At 59.1% G+C, this 8700-nt stretch carries 9 protein-coding genes and 2 pseudogenes; 3 read left to right on the top strand and 8 right to left on the bottom strand.

What is annotated here, in order from left to right; all coding sequences use genetic code 11:
* Positions 1-111 precede the first annotated feature (111 nt).
* Positions 112-945, top strand: a complete 834-nt coding sequence (locus GSQ92_RS16280; RefSeq protein WP_254066630.1) for an ABC transporter permease — start codon at positions 112-114, stop codon at positions 943-945.
* Between the two features lie 307 nt (positions 946-1252).
* On the opposite strand, the gene GSQ92_RS16275 is transcribed toward GSQ92_RS16280, so the two are convergent.
* Positions 1253-2203 carry an IS5 family transposase gene (locus GSQ92_RS16275; RefSeq protein ID WP_159013691.1) on the bottom strand — a complete coding sequence of 317 codons (951 nt, stop codon included), beginning with the start codon at positions 2201-2203 and terminating at the stop codon, positions 1253-1255.
* 65 nt (positions 2204-2268) lie between these two features.
* On the opposite strand from GSQ92_RS16275, the gene GSQ92_RS16270 reads away from it, so the two are divergent.
* Together GSQ92_RS16270 and GSQ92_RS16265 are read left to right on the top strand one after the other, a co-directional pair.
* Positions 2269-3138, top strand: coding sequence for an ABC transporter permease (locus tag GSQ92_RS16270; RefSeq protein WP_159013690.1), 870 nt, complete (start codon positions 2269-2271; stop codon positions 3136-3138).
* Between the two features lie 617 nt (positions 3139-3755).
* Positions 3756-4784, top strand: coding sequence for an IS110 family transposase (locus GSQ92_RS16265; protein ID WP_159013689.1), 1029 nt, complete (start codon positions 3756-3758; stop codon positions 4782-4784).
* Positions 4785-5023: 239 nt separating this feature from the next.
* Here GSQ92_RS16265 and GSQ92_RS16260 read toward each other — a convergent pair whose 3' ends face one another.
* From GSQ92_RS16260 to GSQ92_RS16235, 7 genes and pseudogenes are all read right to left on the bottom strand, one after another.
* On the bottom strand, positions 5024-5215 hold the full coding sequence (locus GSQ92_RS16260) for a hypothetical protein (RefSeq protein WP_216856840.1): 192 nt from the start codon (positions 5213-5215) through the stop codon (positions 5024-5026).
* Between the two features lie 82 nt (positions 5216-5297).
* Positions 5298-5692: pseudogene (locus tag GSQ92_RS32105) on the bottom strand (ATP-binding protein); the annotation flags it as partial.
* 325 nt (positions 5693-6017) lie between these two features.
* Positions 6018-6620: a transposase gene (locus tag GSQ92_RS30260; protein ID WP_216856839.1), complete on the bottom strand. Its 603-nt coding sequence runs from the start codon at positions 6618-6620 to the stop codon at positions 6018-6020.
* Positions 6621-6707: 87 nt separating this feature from the next.
* A complete protein-coding gene (locus GSQ92_RS30255) occupies positions 6708-7121 on the bottom strand; it encodes a transposase (RefSeq protein WP_216856838.1) in 414 nt (137 codons plus the stop codon).
* A gap of 183 nt (positions 7122-7304) precedes the next feature.
* Complete coding sequence (locus GSQ92_RS16245; protein ID WP_216856837.1) at positions 7305-7820, bottom strand: ATP-binding protein; 516 nt, start codon at positions 7818-7820, stop codon at positions 7305-7307.
* A pseudogene (locus tag GSQ92_RS16240) lies at positions 7817-8446 on the bottom strand (IS21 family transposase); the annotation flags it as partial. The pseudogene GSQ92_RS16240 and the gene GSQ92_RS16245, both read right to left, overlap by 4 nt.
* Positions 8447-8482: 36 nt before the next feature.
* The coding region (locus GSQ92_RS16235) for a hypothetical protein (protein WP_216856835.1) at positions 8483-8700 on the bottom strand (218 nt) is incomplete at its 5' end.

Genomic DNA, 8700 nt, shown 5'->3' with positions numbered 1-8700 from the left:
CGTCTCCTGCGCTGCCAGGAACTCAGCGAATCATAGCCACGCGAAGGTGTCTAGTTATTTCTCGGCCAGGACACTAGCCCAAACTTTCTCACAGCTGCCAATATCAGCAATTTGCTCAGCCAAGCGGCGCTGCTGGGGATCCTGGCAATTGCGCAATTCATCGTCGTCATTTCCGGAGGCTTTGACCTTTCTGTGGCAGCCGTGATGGCACTAGCATCGGTGCTACTTGCGCGTTTCTCTGTAGTAGGCCTGCCCCTGGCCGCGCTCATGGGCCTGGGCGCCGGGTTGGTTTGCGGGCTCATAAATGGCCTTGCCGTCACTGCAGGGCGGGTGCAACCGTTGATCGCAACCCTCGCAATGATGGGCATCGCACGCGGGCTAGCCTTCACTGCAAGCGAACAGAGCATTTTGGTCAAGTCGCCGTTGCTCGATCAGATAAGGTCCTGGGGCGGATTTCTGACGGTACCCACGATTGTTTGGTTTGTGGTTGTTATCACCGCGGCATGGTGGTGCCATGGAACGCGGCAAGCGCGCCATACCTACGCGATCGGAGGAAACGAGATTACAGCCAGACTCGCGGGCGTCGCGGCGGATCGCATCAAGATCGGCATCTATACGACCGCTGGCGCGCTTGCGGGGCTTGCCGGACTGATTCTTGTTATCCGATCCGGTAGCGGCGTGCCCAGCGTAGGTGTCGGCTGGGAACTCGACTCGATCGCGGCAATCGTCATTGGAGGCGCCCGGCTCTTTGGTGGGGAAGGCAGCTTGTTAAAGGCGATGGCAGGGGTCCTGATCTATCAATTGATAGCCAACATCATGAATCTGGTTGGCGTTGATCCCTTCTATCAGGGTATTGTCCGCGCCCTCGTTATCATCCTGGCGGTTGGCCTCAGTGTGCTTCGCCAGACGCATGCCGAACGCCGTCAAATTCAAGGTCGCCTCTAATGGCGTATGCGCTTCTTCGTGTTTCGGGTTCTGGGGCCCGCGGCGAACTCCTTCGACAGAACAGCATTGTAGTGGTGTTTGCTTGCTTCGTGGTGTTCGCCGCTGTGATTTCGTCTGGTCGATTCCTCCACCCTTCTAACTTAAGGAAGGCCTGAATAAGATCATTTTGGAGCGAGGCTGAGCGCTGACGGTGTTCGCCAGGCGTTTGTGGACTTGCATTGGCAAGGATGAATTTGCGGACAGGAATCTGGAGGCGGAATTATGCCATTTGAGGCTGAACTGACGCGCACCGGACATAGTACTCCTATCAGGTGCGCAGCAGCCGATGCCGGACGATGAACAGATTTGCGAGACCGCAGGTCAGCCACAGTCGCTGCGTGTTCTTGGCCAATCCACGGTACCGCACCTTGGCGAAGCCGAACACCCGTTTGATCACCCCGATAGGATGTTCGACCTTGGCGCGAACTCCTGATTTGGTGCGGTTCTTGCCACGCTCCACCTCATCGACCGCGCCACGGTAGCGATAGCGTTGGTTGGTAAAGTCCTTGGCATTCGGCGCGTGCTCGCGGATCACCGCTGTCTGGCCCCGATAGGCTTGGTCGCCATACACCCGGGTCTCTTTGCCGTGCAGCAACTCGCCCACGACCTTGGCGTCATGCACGTTCGCCCCCGTCGTGGTCATCGCGTGGATCAGCTTGGTCTTGCTGTCCACGCCGATATGCAGCTTCATCCCGAAATACCATTGTTGGCCCTTGCGGGTCCGGTGCATCTCCGGGTCGCGCGCCTTGGTCGCATTCTTGGTCGAGCTCGGCGCAGCGATGATGGTGGCATCGACGATGGTACCGCCCGCCACCTTCAGTCCGCGCGAGGCAAGATGCTCGTTCACGCGCTCGAACAGGGGCTTGCCCAGATTGTGCTGCTCGAGCAGATGCCGGAAGTTCAGGATGGTGGTTTCGTCGGGCACCGGCTCGCGACCGAGGTCGATGCCGACGAAGCGCCGCAGGGAGAGGGAGTCATAAACCGCTTCCTCCGCCGCAGGATCCGACAGGTTGTACCAGTGCTGGAGGAAGTGTAGCCGAAGCATGCGTTCCAGCCCGATTGGTGGGCGGCCGTTGCCGGGCTTGGGGTAGAACGGCGCGATCAGGGCGCAGAGTTCACGCCACGGCACCACCTGGTCCATTTCGGCCAAGAACTTCGCACGACGGGTTTGCTTGCTATGCTTGTCGAAGCTTGCGCTCGCCAGGGTCAGTTGCCGCATCTCACTCAACTCCGCCGCTGCCGCAACATTCCTACAGATCGGTCCGTAACCGTGTCGAGGAAGACTTGTTCAGAGGTTCCTTAATCAACATTCTCTTTCAAACGTCAGTCGTAGGCGTGTTGGCTCTTGGAGAAACGCTGGTCATGCTGACTGGCGGCATCGACCTCTCGATTGTCGCTACGATGGTCGTGACGGCAATCGTCATCGGCGGCGGCGGGTCAGAGCAGCAACAGGAAATGAGCATGTCGAATGCTCTGCCCTATCTAGGATTCTGGCTTGCGATTTTAGTCGGACTAGCTGGTTCAATCTTCGTTGGCTTGATAAATGGCATCGTGATTGTTAGATTTCGTATCCCTGCCTTCATCGCGACGCTTGCTATGTCGCTTGTTTTGGCGGGTGTCGCGTTACTTTTAACAGGCGGCGCGCCAATTTATTATCCGGATCCGTTCTTTGCGAATTTTGTCCAAGCAAAGCTTTTGCACATGCCATATCCGGTCTGGAGTTTCATAGCGCTGCTTCTTTCATTTGGACTGTCACGCAGCAGGATCGGCCTCATGGTTTACGCCCTCGGAGGTAATAATAGGGCTGCGCGATTGTCAGGTATCCCGGTGCGGCGCGTCACAATCTTGATGTATACACTATGTGGTCTTTACGCCGGAATCGGCGGATTTCTGTTCCTCGCTCGGACCGGGTCCGTCGCGCCTGATTCGGGCGGAAGTTTTCTCTTGACAACCATCGCATCGGTAGTGGTGGGCGGTGTCAGCCTGGCGGGAGGCGCCGGATCCGTTAAGAACGCGTTTTTTGGAATCCTGTTGCTTGCGTCTCTGAGCAATCTCATGAACATTCTGCTGATATCACCACATATTCAAGATGCAGTTAGCGGTGTGATCATCCTGGTTGCGCTGGCGGTCAATGCGCGGGTCAATCCAGCTTGATCTCTATATGCAATCAAGGGCCCGGTCGCTTGGATTTTGCTCCGCGTCGGTAGAGCCTTGACCGGACTAGACAAGCGATGAGCGACGACGGGCAGTCCAGATGCAGCTCGTCCAGTCGCGTCCGTGCAAAGCCGCCCCGATCCTTGTGTTATCGTGCGATACCAAGTCGGCCCGACAAGCCCCGGCGCCGGGTTATCCCAGTCGGAGAATGTTCGGATTGGAACACTACGCCGGATGGCCGTCGAGGCCTTACGCCGCCGCGGCCCTGTGCCGCTGGTCTTGGTTCCTCTCAAGGCGCGATCGATCGTAGCCGGGCTCATCGCGAGCAATTGCTCGCCTGCGCTACCGCTTATCCCGGCGTGACCGTGGCGCTCCATCGCCTCGATCAGGGACGGCAACAAGGGCTAAAGCGCTAAAGCCACTTGCCGCGAATCCGATCCGAGGCCTCCCAGACCACTACAAGCGCGGCCGTTTTTCCTCGCCATACACATGGTGTAATCGCGGGAGCGAGCTTGACCCGAGGCGGTCGCAGCGTGGAACGGTCGGCTGTTCCTCGATAGGATAGAATTTGGGCGTACGGCGGGACGCTGTGCCTAAGCACCTAATGGAGATCAGCCATGGAAGAATTTGTCGGGCTCGACGTTTCGATGAAAGAGGCTGCCATTTCAATTCGGCGCAATGGTAAGCGTATCTGGCGTGGAAAGTGTGCATCTGATCCGAAGCTCATCGCGGAGCTCATCCGTAAGCATGCCCCGGCGGCCAAGCGAGTAGTATTCGAGACCGGTGCTCTGTCCATATGGTTCTATCATGCGCTGACGGCGGAAGGCCTGCCGACGATCTGCATTGATGCGCGTCACGCAAAGGCGGCCCTCGACATGGCTGCCAATAAGACCGACGCCAACGACGCGGATGGGTTAGCCCATTTGGCAGAAGTCGGCTTTTTCCGGGAAGTGCGCGTGAAAGGGTTCGATAGCATGCTGGCTCGAACGCTAGTCGCGGCACGCAACAAAATGGTCAAAATCACCACCGAGCTCTCGAACCAGATTCGCGGGCTCATGAAGACCTTTGGCCTCGTCGTCCCTTCGGGCAAGGGAAGCACATTTGAGCGGCACGTTCGCGAACTGTTTGCGGATCAGAATGGGCTTGCCCCCATCCTGCTGCCGATCCTGGAGGCCTGGCGCAGCATGCGTGTCCGGGCAGTGGAGCTCGGGCGCCAGCTTGTAGCCGGAGCACGCCGCAGCGAAGCGTTCCAGATTCTCATGTCGATCCCGGGTGTCGGCGCGATCACCGCGACATCCTTCGCGACGGCCGTCGAGGACCCGGATAACTTCAAAAAATCACGTTCAGTTGGCGCTTGGCTCGGCCTGACGACCCGGCGGTATCAGTCGGGAGAGGTCGACTATGATGGCCACATTTCTCGACGTGGCGATCGTCACCTCCGCGGTCTCCTCTACGAAGCAGCCACGGTGATTTTGACCCGCGCATCGGCCGAGAGTGCGCTGCGGACGTGGGGTCTGAAACTCAGGGGACGGATCGGTTTCAAGCGCGCGGCCGTCGCCGTAGCACGCAAGCTTGCCGTTATGATGCACGCTATGCTGAAGTCCGGCGAAGTGTTTGACCGAGCCGCTGGAGCCGTCGTTGCCTGAGGCAGCGAGCCAATAGTGTTCAGTCTCTGAACGCGTCGAGACGTCCCTGCCGGGACGTGGGCAGAGCCATTCCGCTTGATGGGATGCACAGCTGGATCAGCATAGTGCGTCGTACACATTGGAAGGCCCCGCCGCGAAGCCCACCGTGCGGCGGCCCATGCCGACCGCGAAGACGACCCTGCACCCGGCATACGCTATTCGCTCTCAGAACAGAAAAGCACTTGCATTTTGCCTGGCGATTAGACGACCCATCGCCCCGGCCGCGAACCCTTTCCCGACGGCGGCGTAGCGCCTCGTAGCAGTCGCATCGCGTGCTTGCGGTGATGCCCCGTCAGCGCCACGAACTCATCCAGAACCTTGGTCTTATCGCTCCGTCTGGCCGAGACGTACCTCTCAGTGATCGCCACCACCAGTTCCCGGCGTGTCCCCATGCTCACCTTCCTCATACTCGTCCCCCAGGCCGTCTCCTGGGGAACATTTTAGGTGAGGCAACAGTCCTGCCTGGGGAGCATTTTAGCGAGGCAATGCGGACGGGATTTTGATTGACGCGTGAATTGGTGGCCGTCCGGGGCCGGTTTTTCTGTCAATCGCAGCCCGCGTCTGAAGCTTCCGACGTTCATCTCGAAGATCGTGGCGTGGTGTACTAATCCTGTCGACAGCGGCCAAGGTCATAGCCTGGTCCGGAAAATCCGACCCCATTCACCGAAGGGTTGATTGGCTGTGATCAGCATGGATCGCCGTTCATATCGGGCACTGATGAGTTCGAACAGCACGCTGGTCTCGGCCTGATCCTTGGTGACGTAGGCGAGGTCGTCGAGGATGAGCAGATGATACTTGTCGAGTTTGGCGATGGCCGCTTCGAGTTGTAGTGCTCGCCGAGCGGTCTGGAGCTTCTGGACAAGATCTGTGGTGCGCGTGGTGCAGGACGCGCCATCCGTTCTCCACGAGTGCCAAACCCAGCGCTGCCCCAAGATGATCTTGTACCGATAGCGCAAGCGTTTTTGCTGGTTATTCTGCCAACTCGTGCCGATTTGACCTTCGGCCCGCGCGGATGCCTTCAGGCACGGTGTGTTGGGTGTTGATGAAGGCTTTTGCTTTGCGCGATGGTCATCTCACTTCCATGCCTGTCGCGAAGAACGTATGGCGTCCCACGACGGAGCACGCTGAGAATTCGGTTCGCGAGGCGATTGGCCACAGCACACAGGGCTTGTTTATGGTGATGGCCTTTCGTGGTCATGAGCTTCCAATAAACTTCCGCCAATTCGGATCGGTTCTGCGAGCCGCGTCGGCGGCAAGCATCAATGCACGCTTCACGCGGTCGTTGCCGCTTTGTGTGATCTGTTGTCCAGGCCGTTCAATTCCACCACTGTCGGCCCGTTTTGGGAAGAGACCGCAGAAGCCCCGGATGTGACGTTCCGAGCGGAAGCGCTGAACAGTGTGCAACACGCCCAGAATGGTCGGGGCAAGATGCTGCCCGACACCGGGAATGCTTTTGAGTAAGGATTTAGGATCGAGTTCATCATAGAGCGCTGCGATACGGTGTTCAAGCGCAGCGATAGTGGCCAGCTTACTCAACACGACGTCTATTTCCAGCGCAACCTCGATTTGAAGCTCTTCGAAGTCGACATGGCGTCCATGGAGAGCCTGTGCCTGCTGCGCGGCCTGACGCAGCCCCTCCACCAGCTTTTCGACGAAGGGACCGCTGTGTGGATGGTTGCCGCTTGCATGTTCGGCAATGAACTTACGCAGCGCAGACCGACCGGTCTTCAATACAGTTTCGGGATCAAGCCAGCTGCGAAGTAGAAAGAGGGACAGGTGAGTGCCAAGATCCGGCAAGATCTGCTCGAGGTCCCCATCGGGTCAAATCGAGTAAACGGCGCTTGGCAGCGGAGACGTCGTCCTTGAAGCGCAGGCGCTGCTTGGTCAGTCGTTGCAGTGCATGGCTGCGCGCAACTGGAATGTGGACCGGATCAAGCTGAGGGCCGCCAACCCAGGAATCGCCGCCAAAACTTGTGCATCAGCAAGGTCCGTCTTAGCCTGTTCCGAGAGATAGCGACGTAGCGCCTTCACGCGTTTGCCCTTGACGCGGGCCACACTGATCCCGGCGTCGATTAAATGATGGGCGGCCGGGAACCAGCTCATGCCCGTCGGCTCCATGACCGCCTGGACGCTATCACCGTCCTTGAGGCCGTCGCGGATACGACAAATAAGTCTGCCCAGTGAGGCCGGGTCATGGCGGAACCGTATTGGTCGGCCAGAAGTACGGCCATCGTTATATATCTGGGCAACATGGTAGCCCCGTATTGCCAGATCGATACCAATCGCACGCTGTGTCATCAACAAGGTTCCCAATTTCTGTTTGGAGCCAACGCCGCAGGCACAGTCAGGTATATCATTCGGGGCCGCCCGACTTCGCTGAAGATCGAACGCCACAATCGTGTTACTCTTGCGCTGTCGGCGCTGTCGGCGCGGCCGGACCGGGCTGACTGCTTCACGGTCACGAGACGATCGAAAGATCTCTCAGGGTCTTCGAACCCGAACCGGCCTGGTTCGCGTCGGCACCATAGACCCGGTTCCCGGCATGCCGGGAACCGGGTCTGATCCGCGATCACCTCGTCGAAGCTCAGACCTCCTTTGACTTCCCCGTGGCATCAGACCCGGCATCGCTATCGATACCTGAGATTTGCCTCCGCCAGGTGGGCCAAAGAACATCAAATTGGCGCCTTGATCGAGCCAGCTATCGCCCGCTGCCAAGGCCATTATCTGGGCCTTGCTGACCATCGGCACTGCGTCAAAATCAAAGCTGTCCAGGGTCTTCCCGGCGGGTAGACCGGCTTCCTCGACGTTGCGCCGAATGCGGCGGTTCGCGCGTTCGGCCATCTCGTGCTCGGCAAGCGACGCGAGGAACCGTGCTGCTGGCCAGCCTTCCTTGTCAGCTCGCGCGGCGAAGTCGGGCCAGATGGTCTTGATGGTCGGCAGCCGCAATTCATTGAGCGCCAGGGTCAGACGACCGGCGTCTATGGCATCGGCGTTCATGCGGCTTCTCCCACGAAGACGGTCGCAAGTTCGTCGTAAGCGCTGAGCGGCATATAGGTGACGACGATCGCGGGGAGCGCCGCGGCGTCGGGGGTGAAGACCCCTCTCAGGACCGACATATCGGGAAGGATATCGGCGTCGAGGTCTCGCGTGAGACGCTCAGCCAGTTCGCCCTCGCAGGCCCGGTCATGGGCCAGAGCCAGAAGATCGACCATGGTGCGGCAGGCCACGCGTGCCGGGACGGCGGCTACCAAGACGTCGAAGGTCCGGCGATAGGCTTGGCGAGGAAAGAGCTTGTCGCGATAGACCAACCCCATCAGCGCCATCGGTTTACGCCTCAGAGATTGTATCAGGTGTCGATAGTCTACGACGTGACCGTGGGCCCCATTGGGGCGGGCACGGCCCCGCGGCATGGTCATCTGCAGGGTCGCACCGAGATAGGCGTCCAGGCGATCGTCATAAAGCCGCACTCGCAGCCGATAACCGATCAGTCGTGACGGCGTGCTGTAGAACACTTTACGCAGGACGAAGCCGCTGGAGGAGGTCACTGTTACGATGGCTTCCTCGAAGTCGGCCGTCCGGCGCCCCGGCAATTCCTGCAAGCTCGCCCGCTCGATGTCGATGCGGGGTAGCCATTCGGCGTGGGCAGCAGGCGAAGATGGTTACTCGAATAGGCCGGGGTTTTCACGGCGCATTTCGAGGAGGTTTTTGAGCTCTTCAACGCCATCCTCGGTGAAGGCCATGATGGCGTCCTCGCCGATACCGTAGACCCAGATGACACCGTCTTCAGTGTCCAGGCCGTTGGAAATCTCATGCAAGAGATCTTCGTCGACGCCAAGTTCCTGGGCGACGGCAGCGATGACGGTGACGGCGTGAACCT

The organism is Acidisoma sp. S159 (genome assembly GCF_009766125.1).
In the GTDB taxonomy this organism is placed as follows: Bacteria; Pseudomonadota; Alphaproteobacteria; order Acetobacterales; family Acetobacteraceae; genus Acidisoma.
This window is presented reverse-complemented; position numbering and strand designations above follow the sequence as displayed.

Coding starts and splice junctions, on each gene's coding strand:
- GSQ92_RS16275 (WP_159013691.1), bottom strand. CDS start 2,203: ATGCGGCAACTGACCCTGGCGAGCGCAAGCTTCGACAAGCATAGCAAG.
- GSQ92_RS16265 (WP_159013689.1), top strand. CDS start 3,756: ATGGAAGAATTTGTCGGGCTCGACGTTTCGATGAAAGAGGCTGCCATT.
- GSQ92_RS16260 (WP_216856840.1), bottom strand. CDS start 5,215: ATGGGGACACGCCGGGAACTGGTGGTGGCGATCACTGAGAGGTACGTC.
- GSQ92_RS30255 (WP_216856838.1), bottom strand. CDS start 7,121: ATGACACAGCGTGCGATTGGTATCGATCTGGCAATACGGGGCTACCAT.
- GSQ92_RS16245 (WP_216856837.1), bottom strand. CDS start 7,820: ATGAACGCCGATGCCATAGACGCCGGTCGTCTGACCCTGGCGCTCAAT.